The following is a 21,487-nucleotide window of genomic DNA, read 5'->3' as shown; positions in this document are numbered from 1 at the left end:
TTCAGCTGGTCCGCCCGCGCTCGCTGCGGTAGCGGCGCACCAGGGCGTCGGTGGAGCTGTCCGACTGCGGCGCCGGCGAGCCGTCCGAGGTGATCACCGGAAGCAGGGCCTTGGCCTGAGTTTTACCCAGCTCCACGCCCCACTGGTCGAACGAGTCGATCCCCCAGATCACGCCCTCGGTGAAGACCTGGTGCTCATACAGCGCGATCAGCTGGCCCATCACCGACGGGGTGAGCCGGTTGGCCAGGATCGAGGTCGAGGGCCGGTTACCGGGCATCACCTTGTGCGGCACGATGTCGGCGGGGGTGCCCTCGGCGGCGATCTCCTCGGCGGTCTTGCCGAACGCCAGCACCTGGGTCTGGGCGAAGAAGTTGCTCATCAACAGGTCGTGCATGCTGCCGTCGCCTTCGGCGGTGGGCAGGTCGTCGAGGGGTTGGCTGAACCCGATGAAGTCGGCGGGCACCAGCCGGGTGCCCTGATGCAACAGCTGGTAGAACGCGTGCTGCCCGTTGGTTCCCGGTTCGCCCCAGAATATTTCACCGGTGTCGGTGGTGACCGGGCTGCCGTCCGCGCGGGTCGATTTGCCGTTGGATTCCATGGTCAGCTGTTGCAGGTATGCCGCGAAGCGCGCCAGGTCATTGGAGTACGGCAGCACGGCGCGCGACTGCGCGCCCATGAAACTGGAGTACCACAGGCCGATAAGCCCAAGCAGCACAGGCGCGTTGGATTCCAGCGGCGCGGTCTTGAAATGCCGGTCGACGATGTGGAACCCGGATAGGAAGTCCCCGAAGGCTTCTCGGCCGATGACGGCCATCACCGACAGGCCGATCGCCGAATCCACCGAGTAGCGGCCCCCGACCCAATCCCAGAACCCGAACATGTTGTCGGTGTTGATGCCGAAGTCGTCGACGAGGCGTTTGTTGGTGGAGACGGCGACGAAGTGCTGGGCCACCGCCGCGTCCCCGAGGGCGTCAGTGATCCAGCGGCGTGCGGCCGTGGCATTGGTCAGGGTTTCCAGCGTCGAGAACGTTTTCGACGCTACGATGAAAAGCGTTGTGGCGGGGTCCAAGTCGGCCAGAGTGGCGATCAGGTCGGCAGGGTCGACATTGGAGACGAAACGCGCCGAGATCCCCGCATCCGCGTAGTGGCGCAGCGCCTGATAGACCATCACCGGGCCAAGGTCCGATCCGCCGATGCCGATGTTGACGACCGTGCTGATCCGTTTGCCGGTAGCCCCCGTCCATTCACCGCTGCGCAACCGGTCGGTGAAATCGCCCATGGCGTCGAGCACCGAGTGCACCTCCGCGACCACGTTCTGGCCGTCGACGGTCAGCTCGGCATCCCGGGGCAGCCGCAGCGCGGTGTGCAGGACCGCGCGATCCTCGGAGGTGTTGATGTGCACCCCGGCGAACATCTGGTCGCGCCGTTCTTCGAGATTGGCCGTGCGCGCCAGATCGACCAAGAGCCGCAGCGTTTCTCGCGTGATGCGGTGCTTGCTGTAATCGATGTAGAGGTCACCGACGGAGACGGTCAGCTCGCGGCCGCGATCGGGATCGTCGTCGAAGAACTGACGCAGATGGGTCTGGCCGATCTGTTCATGATGCCTGCGCAGGGCGTCCCACGCCGGGGTGGCGGTGATGTCGGGGAGGGTGTGCACGGATGTCATTGGCGTCGCTCCTCTTCATCGCTTCGCTCTGCATCGTCGCCGACGCGGGTCATTGGCGTCGCTCCTCTTCATCGCTTCGCTCTGCATCGTCGCCGACGCGGGTCATGCTTCGACCCTATGGGTTGTGACGTGACGGAGCCAGGTGTAGCGCCGCGCCGATGCGACCCGGTCAGTGACCGAGCCGGCCCCTGCCCAGGCGCAGCAGCAGAATCGCCAGGTCCTTGCCTTCGGGGCCGAGTTCGCTGTAGCGCTCGATCACCTTCATCTCGCGGCTATGGACCAGCCGCGTGCCGCCCGAGGCCATCCGGGCCTCGCCGATCGCCTGAGACACCTCGGTGCGCCGCTGCACCGCGGCCAGAATCGCGGCGTCGAGCCGGTCGATCTCGTGACGCAACTCGTCTATGTCGGTGGGCACTTCGGTCGCCACCGTCTCGATGTTCATCTCTGCTGACTCCGCGTCTTCGTCGTGATGTGGGGGTTCTGGTCTCATGCAGTATCGGGCCTCACAAAAGACGAGCCCCGAGTGCCGAAGCGGACCACGGGGCTCTGCGGAAGCAGTTAGACCACGGGCACCGCGAACTGGTACCCGTAGGGAAATCGGCGGCGCCACTCCTGCGCCGAGGAGCGTCGCCGACATTGCACGTTGAGCACGAATCGAGTGTGCCACTAAAAACCGTGAACACGCAAAAAATCGCGTTTAAGCTGCGCTTTTTGGACTCCGGTGCAATTAGCCGGCCGGATGGAACCAGCTTCGGAAACGCCATTCCGACACGCCGGATTTCGGGTAGCGTCCGTGACGCCGCACCGGCCGGTCCGGCCACTAGCCTGGTCTGATCCCGGGGCGCTGATGCGTCAGTGGGCGGCGGTAAGTTTGGACTGACATGAGTGTGCACGTAACAGATGCCAAGCCGGCCTCCGAAGCAGACCAACTGCTCGAGGGTCTCAATCCGCAACAGCGCCAAGCGGTGGTGCATGAGGGTTCGCCCCTGCTGATCGTCGCGGGCGCGGGTTCGGGAAAGACCGCGGTGTTGACCCGCCGCATCGCCTACCTGATCGCCGAACGCGGGGTCGGGGTCGGGCAGGTGCTGGCCATCACCTTCACCAACAAGGCCGCCGCCGAGATGCGCGAACGGGTGGTCCGGCTGGTGGGCAACCGGGCCCGCGCCATGTGGGTGTCCACCTTCCACTCGACCTGCGTGCGCATCCTGCGCAACCAGGCGTCGTTGATCGAGGGCCTGAACTCCAACTTCTCCATCTACGACGCCGACGACTCGCGGCGGCTGCTGCAGATGATCGGCCGCGACATGGGGCTCGACATCAAGCGCTACTCGCCGCGACTGCTGGCCAACGCCATCTCGAACCTCAAGAACGAGCTGATCGACCCCGCCGGGGCGGTAGCCAACCTGACCGACGACTCCGACGAGTTGTCCCGCACCGTGGCCAGCGTTTACGGCGAGTACCAGCGGCGGTTGCGCGCGGCCAACGCCCTGGACTTCGACGACCTGATCGGCGAGACCGTGGCGGTGCTGCGCGCCTTCCCGCAGATTGCCCAGCACTACCGGCGGCGGTTCCGCCACGTCCTGGTCGACGAGTACCAGGACACCAACCACGCGCAGTACGTGCTGGTCCGCGAATTGGCGGGTCGCGGCGGTTCAGCGAGGCACGCCGGAGCTGGCCCGGGGGCCGGCGGAGGCGAGGTGAAGCTGGGACCGCCGAATCAACCCGGCAGTGACGAGGTATCCGACGAGGTTCCACCGGCGGAACTGTGTGTGGTCGGGGACGCCGACCAGTCGATCTATGCGTTCCGCGGCGCCACCATCCGCAACATCGAAGACTTCGAACGCGACTACCCGGACGCGACAACCATTCTGCTGGAACAGAATTACCGCTCGACGCAAAACATCCTGTCCGCCGCGAACTCGGTGATCGCCCGCAACTCCGGACGCCGGGACAAGCGGCTGTGGACCGCCGAAGGCGCCGGCGAGCTGATCGTCGGCTATGTCGCCGACAACGAGCACGACGAGGCCCGATTCGTCGCCGAGGAGATCGACGCGCTCGCCGAAAAGGGCGAGATCACCTACAACGATGTCGCCATCTTCTACCGCACCAACAACTCGTCGCGGTCGTTCGAAGAGGTGTTCATCCGCGCCGGAATACCCTACAAAGTCGTTGGGGGAGTGCGCTTTTACGAGCGCAAGGAGATCCGCGACATCGTCGCCTACCTGCGGGTGCTGGACAACCCCGGCGACGCGGTCAGCATGCGGCGCATCCTCAACACCCCGCGCCGGGGCATCGGCGATCGCGCCGAGGCGTGCGTGGCGGTGTATGCCGAGAACACCGGCGCCAGTTTCGCCGACGCGCTGGTGGCCGCGGCCGAAGGCAAAGTGCCGATGCTGAATTCGCGCGCGGAGAAGGCGATCGCCGGTTTCGTCGAGCTGCTTGACGAGCTGCGCGGCCGCCTGGACGACGACCTCGGCGACCTGGTCGAGTCGGTGCTCGAACGCACCGGATATCGCCGGGAGCTGGAATCGTCCACCGATCCCCAGGAGCTGGCGCGCCTGGACAACCTCAATGAACTCGTCAGCGTGGCACACGAATTCAGCACCGACCGCGCCAACGCCGCGGCGCTGGGCGAGTCCTTGCAGACACCTGAAGACGAGGACGTGCCGGACACCGGCGTGCTGGCGGAATTCCTGGAACGGGTCTCGCTGGTCTCCGACAGCGACGAGATCCCCGAGGACGGCGCCGGCATGGTCACCCTGATGACGCTGCACACGGCCAAGGGCCTCGAATTTCCGGTGGTGTTCGTCACCGGCTGGGAGGACGGAATGTTCCCCCACATGCGGTCCTTGGACGATCCGGTCGAGCTCTCCGAGGAGCGACGGCTGGCCTACGTCGGGATCACCCGGGCCCGCCAACGCCTCTATGTCAGCAGGGCGATCGTCAGGTCGTCCTGGGGGCAGCCCATGCTCAATCCCGAATCGCGCTTCCTGCAAGAGATTCCGCAAGAGCTCATCGAATGGCGGCGCACGGCACCCACCCCGTCGTTCAGCGCGCCGGTGAGCGGCGCCGGCCGGTTCGGCACCCCGCGGGCGGCCCCGACCCGTTCGGGGATGAGCAAGCGACCGCTGCTGGTGCTCGAACCCGGAGACCGGGTGACGCACGACAAGTACGGACTGGGCCGGGTCGAGGAAGTGTCCGGCGTCGGCGAATCGGCCATGTCGCTGATCGACTTCGGCAGCTCGGGACGGGTGAAGCTGATGCACAACCACGCCCCGATCAGCAAGCTCTAGCCGCGATCACGAGCTTCCGCATCGAGAGTGCACTCAGCGCGAGAAATCGGCGAAATCCTCACCGGGAGTGCACGTTCGGCAAAGGTCAGGCGTCCAGCCAGCGTTTGGTTTGCGGCAGCAGCACGAGCACGACCGTGGCGATCGGCAATGCGGGCAGCAGATGCACAACCCAGGCGACCCGCGCCCCGGCGATGAACACGCCGATGTAGGTGAGGACGGCGACCAGCGCTCCGGCCATCAGCAGGTAGCGGCTGATCGATCGGCGCTGCAGCAGCAAGATCACGCCAGAGACCGTGGTGCCGGCGAAGACCAGGGCCAGGAAGGCGACCGCGATGCAGAACAGGCGGTCAGTTCGCCACCAGCCGGCGATCAGGTCGGTGGCCACCACCGACGTGGCCCAGCCGCTGACGATGCTCACTGCGCACGCGGCGACGGCCGTCCGATCGCTGGGCTCGATGGCCGGCACTCCGTAACCCGTGCGGGCCGCGCCGGAACCGGACCGGTAGGGCGGCGGCTGCGGGGTGAAGTGGGTGGTGGGGGTGTCCGGCGTGGTGGGGATGGGACCGGTCGGCGCGCGGCGGATGATCCGTGTCCGTGAGTCGGAGGGCGGGTCGTGCTCCGGTGGGGGCTCGGGCGGACGCGGACCGGAATTTTCTTCGTTCGGCGCGGTCACCTCAGCCAGCGTAGTTGCCGACGCTGAGACCACGCTTAGCGAGCCACGGCACCGGATCGATCCGCTCGGTGCCGCCCTGGAGGACCTCGAAATGCAGGTGCGGGCCGGTGGAATTGCCCCGATTGCCCATGGTGGCGATCTGGTCGCCGGCCATCACGCGCTCACCGACGCTGACCAACGCGGTGTTGATGTGACCGTAGAGCGTGACCGTGCCGTCGGCGTGGCGCAGCTTGACCAGCATGCCGTAGCCGCCGGCCGGACCGGCGTCGATGACGACGCCGTCGGACACCGCGTAGATCGGGGTGCCGATCGAGTTGGCCAGGTCGATGCCGGCGTGCAGCACTCCCCAGCGGTAGCCGAAGTTGGAAGTGAAGATGCCTTTGGTCGGCATCACGTAGAGCGGTTGAGACAACCGGGCCTCGCGCTGAGCGCGGTCGTTGGCGAAGGCGACGCCCTTGGCCAGCTCCTGGTTGTGCAGCGCGGCGGTGGCCGCGGGCTCCGCCGCGATCACCTGGGGGCCGCGGACGGTGTTGCTGGCGCCCGCGCCGCCGGTGAGCGCGGAGGCGTTCGCGGTCAGCACCGCGTCGGTCTTGGGGGTGTCGGCGTGGCTGGTGGCCGTGTGCGCGGCCGCGGCGGCGGCGCCGGCGGCCATCGCCGAGATCAGCAGGCGGCCCCGGGCCGCGCTGGTCGGTTGCTTGCGGTGCTGCCCGCCGCGCCGCGCGACGCCGACGACGTCGGTGACGTGTGGGCGATCGAGGCGCCGCTCGGTGCGGGGCTCGATGACCACCCGCGGCAGCACCTCGGTGACGGGCGCCGCCAGCCATGCCGGGCGCAGGTCGTCCGCGTCGTGCAGGTCGTCGAGTTCGGGCGCCAGCAGCACCTGTGCTTCGTTGTCGAACGTCGAGTCATTGCTGAAGTCCAGGTCGCCGAGATCACCGGCGTCGTCGCTGAATTCGAAGTCGTCGAAATCGAAGCCGTCGAGCGGGAGGATTTCGGTTACTTCGGTGCGGTGCGGGGCTTCCGCCCACCGGGCGCCTGCCGCGCGACCAACCCTCACGACGCCCTCAGTTACGGCAGAAGGCCGGGCAAAACGGTGCTGGGACAACCTGAAATGTCCTCGTATCGTGACCATAACGTTATCTGGACCCTAGGAAGGTATCCGCTAACGCGCGGAACTGGCAACCTCGTCGCAGAATCCGGGCGGAATTGTGATTTGGATCACGCGGACGGTCAACCCATAGCTCGTGAGCTGTGCCACATCGGCGGACGCGGCGGTCAAAGGCATTTGAGGGGTGGATACAGTTCGTCCGTGCGAGTTGCCGAGTGCGGCACCGCCCACCAAGAGGCCTAGTAGTTGAGTCGAGCGAAGACAGAGAGTCCATGGACCTTTTCGAGTATCAAGCAAAAGAATTGTTCGCCAAGCACAACGTACCGACTACGCCGGGACGCGTGACCGACACGGCCGAGGGCGCTCGCGAGATCGCCACCGAGATCGGTCGCCCGGTGATGGTCAAAGCGCAGGTGAAGGTCGGCGGGCGCGGCAAGGCGGGTGGCGTCAAGTACGCGGCGACGCCCGAGGACGCCTACGAGCACGCCAAGAACATCCTCGGCCTGGACATCAAGGGCCACGTGGTGAAGAAGCTGCTGGTCGCCGAGGCCAGCGACATCGCCGAGGAGTACTACATCTCCTTCCTGCTCGACCGCGCCAACCGCACCTACCTGGCCATGTGTTCGGTCGAGGGCGGCATGGAAATCGAGGAGGTGGCCGCCACCAAGCCGGAGCGGCTGGCCAAGGTTCCGGTGGACGCCGTCAAGGGCGTCGACCTGGCGACCGCGCGGTCCATCGCCGAGCAGGGCCACCTACCCGCCGAGGTGCTGGACGCCGCCGCGGTCACCATCAACAAGCTGTGGGAGGTCTTCGTCGCCGAGGACGCCACCCTGGTCGAGGTCAACCCGTTGGTGCGCACTCCCTCCCGCGGTGAGGACGACCCAGGCCAGATCCTGGCGCTGGACGGCAAGGTCACGCTGGACGCCAACGCCGACTTCCGTCAGCCGGGCCACGCCGAGTTCGAGGACCGCGACGCGACCGACCCGCTCGAGCTCAAGGCCAAGGAGCATGACCTCAACTACGTCAAGCTGGACGGCTCCGTGGGCATCATCGGTAACGGGGCGGGCCTGGTCATGTCGACGCTCGACGTCGTCGCCTACGCGGGCGAGAAGCACGGCGGGGTCAAGCCGGCCAACTTCCTCGACATCGGCGGTGGCGCGTCGGCCGAGGTGATGGCCGCGGGCCTCGACGTCATCCTGAACGACAAGCAGGTCAAGAGCGTGTTCGTGAACGTGTTCGGCGGCATCACATCCTGCGACGCCGTCGCCAACGGCATCGTGACCGCGCTGAACATGCTCGGCGACGAGGCCAACAAGCCGCTCGTGGTCCGGCTCGACGGCAACAACGTCGACGAAGGCCGCCGGATCCTGGCCCAAGCCAACCACCCGCTGGTGATCCAGGCCGAGACCATGGACGCCGGTGCCGACAAAGCCGCCGAGCTGGCGAACAAGTAAGGGAACCAAGCTATGTCGATCTTCCTGAACAAGGACTCCAAGGTCATCGTCCAGGGCATCACCGGCGGTGAGGGCACCAAGCACACCGCGCTGATGCTCAAGGCCGGCACCCAGGTGGTGGGCGGCGTGAACGCCCGCAAGGCGGGCACGACCGTGTCGCACGTGGACCCGGTCGGCAAGGACGTCGAGCTGCCCGTGTTTGGCACCGTCGCCGAAGCAATCAGGGAAACCGGCGCCAACGTCTCGGTCGTGTTCGTGCCGCCGAAGTTCGCCAAGGACGCCGTCATCGAGGCCATCGACGCCGAGATCCCGCTGCTGGTCGTCATCACCGAGGGAATTCCGGTGCAGGACAGCGCCTATGCGTGGGCCTACAACGTCGACAAGGGGCAGAAGACCCGCATCATCGGGCCGAACTGCCCTGGCATCATCACCCCGGGCGAGGCGCTGGCCGGCATCACGCCGGCCAACATCAGCGGCCCCGGTCCGGTCGGGCTGGTGTCCAAGTCGGGCACCCTGACCTACCAGATGATGTACGAGCTGCGCGATTTCGGCTTCTCCACCTCGATCGGTATCGGCGGTGACCCGGTGATCGGGACCACCCACATCGACGCCATCGAGGCCTTCGAGAAGGACCCCGACACCAAGGTCATCGTGATGATCGGTGAGATCGGCGGTGACGCCGAGGAGCGGGCGGCCGACTACATCAAGGCCAACGTGTCCAAGCCGGTCGTCGGTTACGTCGCGGGATTCACCGCGCCGGAGGGCAAGACGATGGGCCACGCTGGCGCCATCGTGTCCGGCTCGTCGGGCACCGCGGCCGCCAAGAAGGAGGCCCTGGAGGCCGCCGGCGTCAAGGTCGGCAAGACGCCGTCGGAGACCGCCGCGCTCGCCCGGGAGATCCTGCAGAGCCTGTGAGCAGGGCCGTTCGCGGCCAAATTGGAACACGTTTCAGGTTTCGGTTAGCCCGACGAATTAACACTTGTCAGGAGGCCTGTAATTCCGGTGCATCCCCGCACCCCGGTGCTCGTCGGCGTCGGCCAGTTCACCGAGCGCATCGACGACGCTGACTACCGGGGCATGTCGGCGGTCGACCTCGCGACGGCCGCCGCGCAGGCGGCCCTTGCCGACACGGGCGCCAACGGCGTTGCACAGGCCGTCGACACCGTCTTCGGGCTTCGGCAATTCGAGATCTCCGGCCCGATGCCCGCGACGCTCGGCAAGTCGAACAACTACCCGCGCTCGGTGATGAACCGGCTCGGCGGCGACCCAACCCGGGTGGTACTGGAACCGGTCGGCGGGCAGGGGCCGCAGAAGCTCGTCACGGAGGCGGGCAACACCATCGTGGCGGGCGACGCCGACGTGGTGCTGATCATGGGCTCGGAGCCGGGGTCGACGGCGCGCTACTTCGCCAACCGTGACGACAAGCCGGACTTCACCGAAGACGTCGAGGGTCAACTGGAGGATCGCGGTCACCAGATCTCGAGTTACATCGACGAATACACCATCCAGCACGGTTTGACCGGGGCGCCGGTGCAGTACGGGCTGCTCGAGAACGCCCGCCGCGCCCGCCTGGGACGCAGCGTGGCCGACTATCGGCGCGAAATGGCCGAACTGTTCGCCCCAATGTCCAAAGTGGCTGCCAAGAACCCGTTTTCGTCATCGCCGGTCGAGCGGTCGGTCGAGGAGATCATCACGGTCACCGACGACAACCGGATGATCAGTGACCCATACCCCCGGTTGCTCGTCGCCCGCGATCAGGTCAACCAGGGCGCGGCGGCGGTGCTGATGTCCGTGGAAGCCGCGACCCGCCTCGGTGTGGCGCAAGACAAATGGGTTTACCTGCACGGCCACTCCGACATGGTCGAGCAGGCGATGCTCGACCGCGTCGACCTCGGGGCCAGCCCGGCGGCGGTCCACGCGGCCCGAGAAGCGTTGCGGTTAGCGGGAATTGGCGTTGACGACATCGCCACCTTTGATCTGTACAGCTGCTTCCCGTTCCCGGTCTTCGTCATCTGCGAAGCTCTCGGCATCGACGGCGACGACCCGCGCGGTCTGACCTTGACCGGCGGATTGCCGTACTTCGGCGGCCCCGGCAACAGCTACTCCCTGCACGCTATCGCCGAGACGGTCGCGCAGATGCGGGACAGGCCAGGGCAGTTCGGCCTCGTCGGCGCCAACGGCGGGATCATGAGCAAGTACTCCGTCGGCATCTACTCGACCACACCCGTGGACTGGCGCACCGACAACTGTGCGGAGCTGAACAAGCAGGTTGAAGCGCTGCCCAAGGTCAACGTCACCAAAACGCCCGACGGTGAAGCGACGATCGAGACGTACTCCGTGCGCTACGACTGGCCGGTCCGGACCGGCATCATCGTCGGCAGGCTCGAGACGGACAACACGCGATTCATGGCGACGACCGACGACGAGGATCTGGTCGCGTTGATGTGCGACGGCGATCCGCTCGGTGCGGAAATCTCGGTGTGGTCGACCGGTAACGGTAACCGCGCGTCGCTGCGTTAGCGGCTGTCGCCGTCGCGACACATAAACCACGCACCCGACACGCCGTCCCGCGTCGCACTGGTTTAAGTCTCGGCGTTCACGGGCTCGGCGACACGCCTGGCCTGGGGTCAGACCAGGGCGGCGAGCTTGCCGGCCAAGCGCTCGACGTAGGCGGCGACCTCGTCCTCGGATTTGTCCGGCAGCCCGAACAGCACCTCGGTCACGCCGAGCTCGGCCCACTTGGCCAGCTTCTCGGGCACCGGCTTGAAGTCCAGCGCCACGATCTGCGGGGCGCCGTCGCGGCCCGCGGCCGCCCAGGTGTCCTGCAGCAACTTGACCGGCTCGTCGATGTCGAAGTCGCGCGGGGTGGTGATCCAGCCGTCGGCGCTGCGGGCGATCCACTTGAAGTTCTTCTCGGTGCCCGCCGCGCCGACCAGCACCGGGACGTGCGGCTGCACGGGCTTGGGCCAGGCCCAGCTGGGACCGAACTTGACGAACTCGCCATCGTAGGAGGCTTCTTCTTCGGTCCACAGCGCCCGCATCGCCTCGAGGTACTCGCGCAGCATCGTGCGGCGCCGGCCCGGCGGCACATTGTGGTCGGCGAGTTCGTCGGTGTTCCAGCCGAACCCGACGCCCAGGCTGACCCGTCCGCCGGACAGGTGGTCAAGGGTGGCAATACTTTTCGCCAACGTGATCGGGTCGTGTTCGACGGGAAGAGCCACCGCGGTGGACAGCCGCACCCGCGAGGTGACCGCGCACGCCGCGCCCAGGCTCACCCAGGGGTCTAGTGTCCGCATGTAGCGGTCGTCGGGCAGCGACTCGTCCCCGGTGGTGGGGTGAGCCGCCTCGCGCTTCACCGGAATGTGGGTGTGTTCTGGCACGTAGAAGGTCGTAAAGCCGTGGTCGTCGGCGAGCTTCGCGGCCTTCGCCGGGGAGATGCCACGATCGCTGGTAAAAAGCACAAGCCCGTAATCCATGGGGTGAATTAGAACGTGTTCTACCTCCGCTGGGCAAGCCGTCGTGAAACGGACCGTCTCGCGAGCAGGTCGCGGGCCCGCCGATGCGGACGTCACCGAGCAAGCCGGTGGCAGCGGCACGGGCTGCCGCACGTGCGCTAGCGTGGGTGATCGACCGCGTCGCTAACGCAGCGAGGCGCCTGGAAGCACAGCGTTGCACTGCAACTGTGGCGACCGCTAGGCAGTTCAAGGCACTGGAAGCAACAGGAGGAGCCATGACCTACTCTCCCGGAAGCCCGGGCTATCCACCGGCGCAACCCGGCGGCGCCTATGCGGGCGGCACACCGTCCTTCGCCAAGGACGACCACGGAACGAGCAAGCTGCCGTTCTACCTGAACATCGCGGTGGTGGTTCTCGGTCTGGCCGCCTACCTTCTGAACTTCGGCCCCACCTTTACCATCGGCGCCGACCTCGGCCCGGGCATCGGTGGCCGCGCCGGTGACGCCGGCACCGCGGTCGTGGTTGCCGTGCTGGCGGCGCTGCTCGCCGGGCTCGGCCTGCTGCCGAAGGCCAGGAACTACGCGGGAGTCGTCGCGGTCATTGCGGTGCTGGGTGCCTTGCTCGCCATCACCGAGACGATCAACCTGCCCGCCGGTTTCTCGATCGGCTGGGCGATGTGGCCGCTGGTGGCGGCCGTCGTGCTCCAGGCGATCGCCGCCGTCGTCGTGGTCCTGCTGGACTCCGGGGTGATCACCGCCCCGGCGCCGCGGCCCAAATACGACCCGTACGCGCAGTATGGCCAGTACGGGCAATACGGCCAATACGGTCAGCAGCAGCCCTACTACGGTCAGCAGCCGGGCGGCCAGCAGCACGGCGGGCAGCAGCAGTCGCCGCAGGGCTACGGTTCGCAGTACGGCGGCTATTCGCCGAGCGCGGCGCCCACCCAGAGCGGCGCTCCGACCGGCGGTTTCGGCGCTCAGCCCTCGCCGCAGTCCGGACCGCAACCGTCCGCGCAGCAGCACGGCTCGAACACGCCGCCCACCGGCTTCCCCAGCTTCAGCCCCCCGCCCAACGTCGGCGGATCGGACTCCTCGGCGACGGCAAACTTCTCCGAGCAGGGTGGGGGCCAGCAGTTCGGCCACGAGCAGCAGTCGCCGTCGTCACCGTCTGGGCCAGCGCCCTCCTAACCGTGCGCTGTCGCGCCTAGTCGGGGACGTGCCCCAGAGTGACACGGGTGGAGGACAACCGGGCAGCGGGCGCTCGCCAGGCGCGTGACCTCGTCAGGGTCGCGTTCGCCCCCGCGGTGGTGGCGTTGGTCATCATCGCCGCGGTCACGCTGATCCAGTTGTTGATCGCCAACAGCGACATGACCGGCGCGCTGGGCGCCATCGCCAGCATGTGGCTGGGCGTGCACCAGGTACCGGTCTCGATCGGCGGTCGCGTGCTCGGGGTGATGCCGCTGCTGCCGGTCCTGTTGATGGTCTGGGCCACCGCGCGCAGCACCGCCCGGGCGACGACGCCCTACTCGTCGTGGCTGGTCGTCCGCTGGGTCGTCGCCTCGGCGCTGGGCGGCCCGTTGTTCCTGACGGCGATCGCCCTGGCGGTCATCCACGACGCGTCCTCGGTGATCACCGAGCTGCAAACGCCCAGTGCGCTACGCGCGTTCCTCAGCGTGCTCGCGGTGCATGCCGCCGGCGCCGGCATCGGGGTGTGGTCCCGGGTGGGGCCGCGCGCGCTCGCGGCGGCGTCGCTGCCGTTCTGGCTGGGCGACTCGCTGCGCGCCGCTTCCGCCGGGGTATTGGCGTTGCTCGGGCTCTCCGGCTTCGTGACGGCCGGGTCGCTGGTGGTGCATTGGTCAACCATGCAGGAGCTCTACGGCATCACCGATTCGATCTTCGGCGAGTTCAGCCTCACCGTGCTGTCAATGCTGTACGCGCCCAACGTGATTGTCGGCACCGCGGCAATGGCCGTCGGCTCCAGCGCGCACATCGGATTCGCGACCTTCAGTTCGTTCACCGTGTTCGGTGGTGACATCCCGGCCGTGCCGGTGCTGGCCGCGGTCCCCAGGCCGCCGCTGGGGCCGGTGTGGGTGGCGCTGCTCATCATCGGTGCGTCGTCGGGTGTGGCGGTCGGGCAGCAGTGCGCCCGGCGGGCGCTACCGTTGCTGGCGGCCGCGGCCAAGCTGCTGGTCGCCGCGGTCGTGGGCGCGCTGGTGATGTCCGTGATCGCGTACGCCGGCAGCGGCCAGCTGGGTAACTTCGGGCACGTCGGCGTCGACCAGGGCGCGTTGCTCGTCGGCGTCTTCTTCTGGTTCGCGGTCGTCGGCGGGATCACGGTGGTGATGACCGGCGGAGTCAGCCGCCGTCCCCGGCGGCCCAAGGTCAAGCCCGCAGCGGCCGCGGCGGCCGAGGAACCGGCCGACTTCGCGGGCGTCTTCGACGACGAGCCGTCGCCCGACGAGGAGGAGGCGATCCCTGGGGAGGCGGGTGACGCGCTGGATCCGCCCGCGGGCGAGGCCGCCCAACCCGACCCCCCGATGACCGACACGCCATCCCCGCGCGAGCCCGGACAAGAAGCCACCGAGCGAGATTCCGAGGAATAAGCCTTCCGCCGGCCGCCGCGCGACAATCCGGTTGGCGCCGACGGGGTGCCGAGGTCGATCGCCCGACTCTGCTCACGTCGCTGCACGACCCGCATCGTCGGCGGGCTAGGCTCGCCGATGTGGTCGAACCGCTCCATGTGCCCCCGAACGCACCGGCACGGGTAGTGGTACTGGCGTCGGGCACCGGGTCGCTGCTGAATTCGCTGTTGACCTCCGCCGTCGCGGATTACCCGGCCCGGGTGGTCGCCGTCGGCGCCGACCGCGACTGCCTGGCCACCGAGATCGCCGCGGCCGCGTCCGTGCCCGCCTTCACCGTCCGGCTCGGCGAGCACCCCGACCGCGCCGCCTGGGACGCCGCCATCACCGAGGCCACCGCCGCACACTCGCCCGACCTGGTGGTCTCCGCCGGGTTCATGAAAATCCTTGGGCCGCAGTTCCTTTCACGGTTCTACGGTCGGGTCATCAACACCCATCCGGCGCTGTTGCCGGCGTTTCCGGGTGCGCACGGGGTGGCCGACGCATTGGCCTACGGTGTCAAGGTCACAGGCTGTACGGTGCACCTGGTGGACGCCGGGACGGACACCGGGCCGATTCTGGCGCAGGAATCCGTTCCGGTGCTCGACGGCGACACCGAAGAGACTCTGCACGAACGCATCAAAGTCACCGAGCGGAAGCTCCTGGTGGACGTGGTGGCCGCGATCGCAACACGCGGCCTGACCCTGGTCGGGAGAAAAGCGACGATCGGACGAAAGGCGACGAACCGATGAGCACCGACGACTGGCGGGAAGACGCCAAACGGCCGATCCGGCGCGCCCTGATCAGCGTGTACGACAAGACCGGGCTCGTCGACCTCGCCCAGGGACTGGCGGCCGCGGGTGTCGAAATCGTGTCGACCGGATCCACGGCGAAGGTCATTGCCGACAAAGGCATTCCGGTGACCCGGGTCGAGGAGCTGACCGGATTTCCCGAAGTGCTCGACGGCCGGGTCAAGACGCTGCACCCGCGCGTGCACGCGGGCCTGCTGGCGGACCTCCGCAAGCCCGAGCACGCCGCCGCGCTCGAGGAGCTCGGGATCGCGGCGTTCGAGCTCGTCGTCGTCAACCTGTACCCCTTCACCGAGACCGTCGACTCCGGGGCCAGCATCGACGAATGCGTCGAGCAGATCGACATCGGCGGCCCGTCGATGGTGCGGGCCGCGGCGAAGAACCACCCCAGCGTGGCGGTGATCGTCGACCCGCAGGGCTACGACGGAGTGTTGGCCGCGGTACGGTCGGGCGGGTTTAGCCTCGCCGAGCGCAAAAAGCTGGCGTCACTTGCCTTTCAGCACACCGCCGAGTACGACATCGCCGTCGCGAGCTGGATGGAGTCGACGCTGGCTCCCGAACATCCGCCGACGACTTTCCCGAAGTGGCTGGGCCGCAACTGGCGTCGCTCGGCGATGCTGCGCTACGGCGAGAACCCGCACCAGCAGGCGGCGCTGTACAGCGACCCCGGCGCCTGGCCAGGACTGGCGCAGGCCGAGCAGCTGCACGGAAAAGAGATGTCCTACAACAACTTCACCGATGCGGACGCGGCCTGGCGGGCCGCCTTCGACCACGAAGAGACCTGCGTCGCAATCATCAAGCACGCCAACCCATGTGGCATCGCCATCTCCTCGGAATCGGTCGCGGACGCGCACCGCAAGGCGCACGAATGCGATCCGTTGAGCGCCTTCGGCGGGGTCATCGCGTCCAACACCGAAGTCAGCCTGGAGATGGCCGAATACGTCAGCACCATCTTCACCGAGGTCATCGTCGCCCCCGCCTACGAGCCGGCCGCCCTGGAGGCCTTGACCCGCAAGAAGAACATCCGGGTGCTGGTGGCCTCGGAGCCGCTGACCGGTGGGACCGAGCTGCGGCCGATCAGCGGCGGACTTTTGGTGCAGCAGCGCGACGAGCTCGACGCGCACGGCGACAACCCCGCGAATTGGACGCTGGCCACCGGCTCACCGGCCGATCCGGCGACGCTGGCCGACCTGGTGTTCGCCTGGCGCGTCTGTCGCGCCGTCAAATCGAATGCGATCGTGATCGCCGGCGGCGGAGCCACCATCGGCGTCGGCATGGGTCAGGTGAACCGGGTCGACGCGGCGCGGCTGGCCGTTGAAAGAGGGAATGCGCGCGGCGGCGACCGGGTGCACGGCGCCGTCGCGGCCTCCGACGCGTTCTTCCCGTTCCCCGACGGGCTCGAGACGCTGACCGGCGCCGGGGTGAAGGCGATCGTGCACCCCGGCGGATCGGTGCGCGACGACGAAGTGACCGCGGCGGCCGCCAACGCCGGCATTTCGCTCTATCTGACCGGGGCGCGCCACTTCGCGCACTAGCCACGGTGTGCGCGTGCGACGCGCCTGTCAATAAGCGTCTAGTGAACGCCCTTGGCATGACTCGTCAGAGCGCGCGTCGTAGCGTGGAGTGGTGACGTCACCGAGCAACCTGCCCCGCACCGTCGGCGAGCTGCGCGCCGCCGGTCATCGTGAACGGGGAGTCAAGCAGGAAATCCGCGAAAATCTGCTCGCACGCCTCGCCGAAGGCGGGGATGGCGAAGCCATCTGGCCGGGCATTCTGGGATTCGACGACACCGTGCTGCCGCAACTGGAGCGGGCGCTGATCGCCGGTCATGACTTCGTGCTGCTCGGTGAGCGCGGCCAGGGCAAGACCCGGCTGCTGCGCGCACTGATCGGCCTGCTCGACGAGTGGACGCCGGTGATCGCCGGTGCCGAGCTCGGGGAGCACCCGTACAGCCCGATCACCCCGGAGTCCATCCGCAAGGCCGCCACCCTCGGCGACGACCTGCCCATCGAGTGGCGGCACCGCAGCGAGCGCTACACCGAGAAGCTCGCCACCCCGGACACCAGCGTCGCCGACCTGGTCGGCGACATCGACCCGATCAAGGTCGCCGAGGGCCGCAGCCTGGGCGACCCCGAGACCATCGCCTACGGCCTGATCCCGCGCGCACACCGCGGCATCGTCGCCGTCAACGAGCTGCCCGACCTGGCCGAGCGCATCCAGGTATCGATGCTCAACGTGATGGAGGAGCGCGACATCCAGGTCCGCGGCTACACCTTGCGCCTGCCGCTGGACGTTCTCGTGGTCGCCAGCGCCAACCCCGAGGACTACACCAACCGCGGTCGCATCATCACCCCGCTCAAAGACCGGTTCGGTGCCGAGATCCGCACGCACTACCCGTTGGAACTCGACGCGGAAGTCGGTGTGATCGCGCAGGAAGCGCACCTGTCGGCCCAGGTTCCCGATTACCTGATGCAGGTCATCGCCCGGTTCGCCCGCTACCTGCGGGAGTCCAACTCCGTCGATCAACGCTCCGGGGTGTCGGCGCGGTTCGCGATCGCCGCCGCCGAGACCGTCGCCGCCGCCGCGCGGCATCGGGGCGCGGTGCTGGGGGAGACCGATCCGGTGGCCCGGGTGGTCGACCTGGGCACGGTGATCGACGTGTTGCGCGGCAAGCTGGAATTCGAGTCCGGCGAGGAGGGCCGCGAACAGGCCGTGCTCGAGCACCTGTTGCGCCGGGCGACCGCGGACACCGCGTCGCGGGTGCTCGGCGGCATCGACGTCGGATCCTTGGTGTCCGCGGTGGAGGGCGGTTCGGCCGTGACGACCGGTGAGCGGGTGTCGGCCAAGGACGTACTGGCCGCGGTGCCGAGCCTGCCGGTGGTCGACAAGATCGCGGCCAAGCTGGGGGCGCAGTCGGAAGGCGAACGCGCCGCGGCGCTGGAACTGGCGCTCGAGGCGCTGTATCTGGCCAAGCGCATCGACAAGGTATCCGGGGAGGGTCAAACCGTCTATGGCTAGGTCTGATGGTGACGACCCGCAGCGCCCGGCTACGCCGCGCTCGCCATCGTCACGAGGGCATTCCTCGCGTTACTCGGCGTACACTGGCGGGCCGGACCCGCTGGCCCCGCCGGTGGATCTGCGCGAGGCGCTCGAACAGATCGGCCAGGATGTCATGGCCGGCACGTCGCCGCGGCGCGCACTGTCCGAGCTGCTGCGCCGCGGCACCAAGAACCTGCCGGGCGCGGACCGGCTGGCCGCCGAGGCCAACCGGCGGCGACGGGAGTTGTTGCGGCGCAACAACTTAGACGGGACTCTGCAGGAGATCAAGAAGCTGCTGGATGAGGCCGTGCTGGCCGAACGCAAGGAGTTGGCCCGCGCGCTCGACGACGACGCCCGCTTCGGTGAACTGCAGCTCGATGCGTTGCCGTCATCGCCGGCCAAGGCCGTCCAGGAGCTCTCCGACTACAACTGGCGCAGCGCCGAGGCCCGCCAAAAGTACGACCAGATCAAGGATCTGCTCGGCCGCGAGATGCTCGATCAGCGCTTCGCGGGTATGAAGCAGGCGCTCGAAGGCGCCACCGACGAGGATCGTCAGCGGGTCAATGACATGGTCAATGACCTCAACGACCTGCTGGACAAGCACGCCCGCGGCGAGGACACCCAGCAGGACTTCGAAGACTTCATGGACAAGCACGGCGAGTTCTTTCCGGAGAACCCGCGCAACGTCGACGAGTTGCTGGACTCGCTGGCCAAGCGCGCCGCCGCCGCGCAGCGGTTCCGCAACAGCCTGAGCGCCGAGCAGCGCGCCGAGCTGGATGCCCTGGCGCAGCAGGCTTTTGGCTCGCCCGCCCTGATGCAGGCGCTGAACCGGCTCGATGCGCACCTGCAGGCGGCGCGACCGGGCGAGGACTGGAGCGGCTCCGAGCAGTTCTCCGGTGACAACCCGTTCGGGATGGGCGAGGGCACCCAGGCGCTGTCCGACATCGCCGAGCTGGAGCAACTGGCCGAGCAGCTCTCGCAGAGCTATCCGGGCGCGACCATGGACGACGTCGACCTCGACGCGCTGGCCCGTCAGCTCGGCGACCAGGCGGCCGTCGACGCCCGAACGCTCGCCGAATTGGAACGCGCACTGGTCAATCAGGGCTTCTTGGACCGCGGTTCCGACGGGCAGTGGCGGCTGTCGCCGAAGGCGATGCGCCGGCTCGGTGAGACGGCGCTACGCGATGTGGCGCAACAGCTTTCCGGGCGACGCGGTGAGCGCGACCACCGGCGCGCGGGCGCGGCGGGCGAACTCACCGGGGCCACTCGGCCCTGGCAGTTCGGTGACACCGAGCCGTGGAACATCTCCCGCACATTGACCAATGCCGTTCTGCGGCAATCGGGAACCGCCACCCTGGACGGACCCGACGGGCGGTTGAAAATCACCGTCGACGACGTCGAAGTCTCCGAGACCGAGACGCGGACCCAGGCCGCGGTCGCGCTGCTGGTCGACACCTCGTTCTCCATGGTGATGGAGAATCGCTGGCTGCCCATGAAGCAAACGGCGCTGGCACTCAACCACCTGGTGTGCACGCGATTTCGTTCGGATGCCTTGCAGATCATCGCCTTTGGCCGCTACGCGCGGACGGTGACCGCCGCCGAGCTCACCGGCCTGGAAGGGGTCTACGAGCAGGGCACCAACCTGCACCACGCGTTGGCGTTGGCGGGGCGCCATCTGCGTCGGCATCCCAACGCGCAGCCCGTCGTGCTGGTGGTGACCGACGGGGAGCCGACCGCGCACCTGGAGGACTTCGACGGTGACGGCGGTTCTGCTGTGTTTTTTGATTACCCACCGCACCCTCGGACCATCGCCCATACCGTGCGCGGCTTCGACGAGATGGCCCGCCTGGGCGCCCAGATCACCATCTTCCGGCTGGGCAGCGACCCGGGCCTGGCCCGGTTCATCGACCAGGTCGCCCGACGTGTCGAGGGACGGGTCGTGGTGCCCGATCTCGACGGACTGGGAGCGGCCGTGGTCGGCGACTACCTGCGGTCACGCCGCCGTTAACCCGGGCCTGCGTGGCAATGCCGATGGGGGATTGGTGTTTTCTCGACGGGGTACAGGATTTGGAGAAGGAGGAGACGTAATGAGCCAGGTTCCCACGATCGAACTCAACGACGGCGTCAGCATTCCGCAGCTGGGTTTCGGGGTGTTCCAGATCAAGCCCGACGAGACCGCCGCGGCGGTGAAGACGGCGCTCGAGATCGGATACCGTCACATCGACACGGCCGAAATGTACGGCAACGAAAAGGAAGTGGCGCAGGGCATCCGCGACGCGGGCCTGGACCGCGGTGAGGTCTTCGTCACCAGCAAGCTCAACAATGGATTTCACAAACCCGACGACGCGCGCCGCGCCTTCGACGAGACGCTGAAGAAGCTGGATTCGGACTACGTCGACCTGTTCCTCATCCACTGGCCGCTGCCCACCCTCTACGACGGCGACTTCGTGTCGACGTGGAAGGTCTTCGAAGAGTTCGCGCGGGACGGACGCGCCCGCAGCATCGGTGTGTCCAATTTCCAAGTCGCACATCTGGATCGGCTCGCAGCCGAAACCGACACCGTGCCGTCGGTCAACCAGATCGAGGTGCATCCGTACTTCGGCAACGAACAGGTCCGGGCGTACGGACGCGAGCATGGCATCGCCACCGAGGCATGGGCGCCCATCGCGCAGGGCAAGGTGCTCGGCGATCCGGTGATCAACCGCGTCGCGCAGGCCCGCGGCAAGTCGGCGGCGCAGGTGGTGCTGCGCTGGCACATCCAGCGCGGCGACATCGTCTTCCCGAAGTCGGTGACACCGGAGCGGGTCAAGGAGAATTTCCAGTTGTTCGACTTCGAACTGGACGACTCCGACATGGACGCGATCTCGACGCTGGACCAGGGCGAGGCCGGACGCAACGGGCCCAACCCCGACACGTTCGATTACGTGCCCGGCTGAGGGCTACGGCTAGCCGCGTGGCCGTCGGGGCTTGCGGATGATCCCCACACCGCCCCACAGGGAGAAGCCGCGAATGTGCACGGTCGGCGCGCCGGGCGTGCCCTGTCCGTCCACCACGCGGTCGAAGTTTCCCATCACGCCGCGGCCGTGCACCTCGACATTGACTTCGGGCGGCAGCAAAATGTTTTGCACGCCCATGATCGACATCGCATGGATGTCGACCTCGGTCGAGGTGAAGTCGGCGTAGCGCAGATCGACCACCCCGCTGCCCCACAGGGTGAAGGTGGTGAGCTTCTTCGGAACGTTCCACCGGCCGCGGCGCTCGAAGCCGCTCATCAAGGCCAGCAGTAGCGTCGAGGGCGCCGGATTGGGCTTGCCGCCGCGGCGCGGGCTGATCGGAGCCCCCGGCAGATCGGCCCGCAATTGATCCAGTTCCT

17 protein-coding genes are annotated in these 21,487 nt (G+C 67.7%); 11 read left to right on the top strand and 6 right to left on the bottom strand.

Features of this window, described 5'->3' with window-relative positions; all coding sequences use genetic code 11:
* Window position 1 precedes the first annotated feature (1 nt).
* Together pgi and A5646_RS09845 are read right to left on the bottom strand one after the other, a co-directional pair.
* On the bottom strand, window positions 2-1,666 hold the full coding sequence (gene pgi, locus A5646_RS09850; protein WP_067021449.1) for a glucose-6-phosphate isomerase: 1,665 nt from the start codon (window positions 1,664-1,666) through the stop codon (window positions 2-4).
* A 169-nt stretch (window positions 1,667-1,835) separates the two neighbouring features.
* A complete protein-coding gene (locus A5646_RS09845; protein ID WP_082984691.1) occupies window positions 1,836-2,156 on the bottom strand; it encodes a chorismate mutase in 321 nt (106 codons plus the stop codon).
* A gap of 391 nt (window positions 2,157-2,547) precedes the next feature.
* Between A5646_RS09845 and pcrA the strand changes: the two genes are divergently transcribed.
* Window positions 2,548-4,959, top strand: coding sequence for a DNA helicase PcrA (pcrA, locus tag A5646_RS09840; RefSeq protein ID WP_067021447.1), 2,412 nt, complete (start codon window positions 2,548-2,550; stop codon window positions 4,957-4,959).
* 85 nt (window positions 4,960-5,044) lie between these two features.
* On the opposite strand, the gene A5646_RS29395 is transcribed toward pcrA, so the two are convergent.
* Window positions 5,045-5,632, bottom strand: a complete 588-nt coding sequence (locus A5646_RS29395) for a hypothetical protein (protein WP_197505158.1) — start codon at window positions 5,630-5,632, stop codon at window positions 5,045-5,047.
* Window position 5,633: 1 nt separating this feature from the next.
* Window positions 5,634-6,689 carry a M23 family metallopeptidase gene (locus tag A5646_RS09830; protein ID WP_082984690.1) on the bottom strand — a complete coding sequence of 352 codons (1,056 nt, stop codon included), beginning with the start codon at window positions 6,687-6,689 and terminating at the stop codon, window positions 5,634-5,636.
* A gap of 323 nt (window positions 6,690-7,012) precedes the next feature.
* On the opposite strand from A5646_RS09830, the gene sucC reads away from it, so the two are divergent.
* From sucC to A5646_RS09815, 3 genes are all read left to right on the top strand, one after another.
* On the top strand, window positions 7,013-8,194 hold the full coding sequence (gene sucC / locus A5646_RS09825; protein WP_066877839.1) for an ADP-forming succinate--CoA ligase subunit beta: 1,182 nt from the start codon (window positions 7,013-7,015) through the stop codon (window positions 8,192-8,194).
* A 12-nt stretch (window positions 8,195-8,206) separates the two neighbouring features.
* Window positions 8,207-9,109 carry a succinate--CoA ligase subunit alpha gene (gene sucD / locus A5646_RS09820; RefSeq protein WP_067021442.1) on the top strand — a complete coding sequence of 301 codons (903 nt, stop codon included), beginning with the start codon at window positions 8,207-8,209 and terminating at the stop codon, window positions 9,107-9,109.
* A gap of 81 nt (window positions 9,110-9,190) precedes the next feature.
* Entirely contained in the window at window positions 9,191-10,714 is a 1,524-nt protein-coding gene (locus A5646_RS09815) for an acetyl-CoA acetyltransferase (RefSeq protein WP_066866697.1), read from the top strand.
* A 107-nt stretch (window positions 10,715-10,821) separates the two neighbouring features.
* On the opposite strand, the gene A5646_RS09810 is transcribed toward A5646_RS09815, so the two are convergent.
* The gene (locus tag A5646_RS09810) at window positions 10,822-11,670 is read right to left on the bottom strand and encodes an LLM class F420-dependent oxidoreductase (RefSeq protein ID WP_066866696.1); all 849 of its coding nucleotides are present in this window, start codon (window positions 11,668-11,670) and stop codon (window positions 10,822-10,824) included.
* A 254-nt stretch (window positions 11,671-11,924) separates the two neighbouring features.
* On the opposite strand from A5646_RS09810, the gene A5646_RS09805 reads away from it, so the two are divergent.
* The 7 genes from A5646_RS09805 to A5646_RS09775 all read left to right on the top strand — a co-directional run bounded on the left by A5646_RS09805 (window position 11,925) and on the right by A5646_RS09775 (window position 21,050).
* Window positions 11,925-12,836 carry a DUF5336 domain-containing protein gene (locus A5646_RS09805; protein ID WP_066877835.1) on the top strand — a complete coding sequence of 304 codons (912 nt, stop codon included), beginning with the start codon at window positions 11,925-11,927 and terminating at the stop codon, window positions 12,834-12,836.
* 47 nt (window positions 12,837-12,883) lie between these two features.
* On the top strand, window positions 12,884-14,251 hold the full coding sequence (locus A5646_RS09800) for a DUF6350 family protein (RefSeq protein WP_067021440.1): 1,368 nt from the start codon (window positions 12,884-12,886) through the stop codon (window positions 14,249-14,251).
* 119 nt (window positions 14,252-14,370) lie between these two features.
* Window positions 14,371-15,018 carry a phosphoribosylglycinamide formyltransferase gene (gene purN / locus A5646_RS09795; protein WP_066871991.1) on the top strand — a complete coding sequence of 216 codons (648 nt, stop codon included), beginning with the start codon at window positions 14,371-14,373 and terminating at the stop codon, window positions 15,016-15,018.
* On the top strand, window positions 15,015-16,610 hold the full coding sequence (gene purH, locus A5646_RS09790; RefSeq protein WP_066871988.1) for a bifunctional phosphoribosylaminoimidazolecarboxamide formyltransferase/IMP cyclohydrolase: 1,596 nt from the start codon (window positions 15,015-15,017) through the stop codon (window positions 16,608-16,610). Before purN ends, purH begins: the two co-directional genes overlap by 4 nt.
* Before the next feature lie 88 nt (window positions 16,611-16,698).
* Window positions 16,699-18,093 (top strand): ATP-binding protein, encoded by a 1,395-nt coding sequence (locus A5646_RS09785; protein ID WP_066871985.1) that lies wholly within the window; start codon window positions 16,699-16,701, stop codon window positions 18,091-18,093.
* A complete protein-coding gene (locus tag A5646_RS09780) occupies window positions 18,086-20,122 on the top strand; it encodes a VWA domain-containing protein (protein ID WP_082984689.1) in 2,037 nt (678 codons plus the stop codon). Before A5646_RS09785 ends, A5646_RS09780 begins: the two co-directional genes overlap by 8 nt.
* A gap of 79 nt (window positions 20,123-20,201) precedes the next feature.
* On the top strand, window positions 20,202-21,050 hold the full coding sequence (locus tag A5646_RS09775) for an aldo/keto reductase (protein ID WP_067021435.1): 849 nt from the start codon (window positions 20,202-20,204) through the stop codon (window positions 21,048-21,050).
* A gap of 9 nt (window positions 21,051-21,059) precedes the next feature.
* Here A5646_RS09775 and A5646_RS09770 read toward each other — a convergent pair.
* Window positions 21,060-21,487, bottom strand: a 428-nt coding sequence (locus A5646_RS09770) for a hypothetical protein (protein ID WP_067021434.1), incomplete at its 5' end; no start/stop codon positions are given.

This window comes from Mycobacterium sp. 1245499.0 (assembly GCF_001673615.1).
Lineage (GTDB): Bacteria > Actinomycetota > Actinomycetes > Mycobacteriales > Mycobacteriaceae > Mycobacterium > Mycobacterium europaeum_A.
The sequence above is the reverse complement of the archived record's forward strand: the minus strand, read 5'-3'. Positions and strand labels throughout refer to the sequence as shown.